Annotated in this window: 1 protein-coding gene; it reads right to left on the reverse strand. The window is 42.7% G+C overall.

What is annotated here, in order from left to right:
• Positions 1 to 108 precede the first annotated feature (108 nt).
• The coding region (locus B7Y67_RS18980; protein ID WP_293599962.1) for a cytochrome d ubiquinol oxidase subunit II at positions 109 to 1,111 on the reverse strand (1,003 nt) is incomplete at its 5' end.

Consider the following 1,111-nt stretch of genomic DNA (forward strand, 5'->3'; position numbering starts at 1 on the left):
GTGAAGATTATCAAAAATCCTCTCTTCTAGGGTGGTACTAAAAATCAGGTCAGTTCAATATGCATATATTTGTATATACAAGTTTAATAAGAAACGGGGCAAGTAGACCTAGTAATAAGTGAGTGCACTAGCTTTACCCTTGAAAATCCGATATGAAAAAAGCGTATACCCAAGAATAGTCGGGAGAACGATAATTGCGCCCCAAAAAATTACCCATAGGGATTCGGTAGCTGCAGCCGCTTGCCAGAGGGTCATTTTTCCAATAATGACATAAGGAAAAATACTATAGGCAATACCAAAAAATGCCAGCCAAAAAATCGCAACAACACAGGCAAATGGTAACCACTCGCGCTTACTAGTACCCTGCTCTAAGGATTGGATTGAGCGATTTGTAAGCAGAAATAAAATAGCCGTTGCGAGCGGTATCGGAGAGAGCCAAAGAATTTGTGGCCAAGCAAACCATTTGTGCATGATTTCAGAGCTAAAGTATGGCGTGGCAGCCGAGACCAATGCAATACCAAATCCGGTGAGCCATAAACTAGTTTTAGCCCATCGAAATGATTGCTGCTGCAGTTGTCCTTCTGTTTTTAAAATCAGCCATGTTGACCCAAGCAGTACGTAACCAGCTGGTAAACATATTCCAACCAGCAGTGAAAAAACCCAGCCCAAAATTCCTGAATCAAAACCCACAATCAAACGACCGATCATGATGCCCTGAGAGACTGAAGCAATCAAACTGCCGATATAAAACAATAAATTCCAAAGTGGCTTTTGCTCAATATTGACCTTGACTCTAAAGTCAAATGACACTCCTCGCAAAATTAACCCCATCAACATTGCCGCTACAGGTAAGTAGAGCTCAGTCAGTATCGGCCCATGAGCCAATGGAAACGCAACGAGTAACAGGCCAACACCTAAAACAATCCACGTTTCGTTGGCATCCCAAAAAGGGCCAATCGATGCAATCATCATGTCTTTATCATGGTCTGTTGCACGATTGAGCAGCATTCCAATTCCTAAGTCGTAACCATCCAGAACCACATAAGACAGCATGGCAAATCCCATGGCGACAAAGAAAAATAGTGGGAGCCAGACAGATGCTTGGGTATAG

It is taken from the genome of Polynucleobacter sp. 35-46-11 (genome assembly GCF_002281105.1).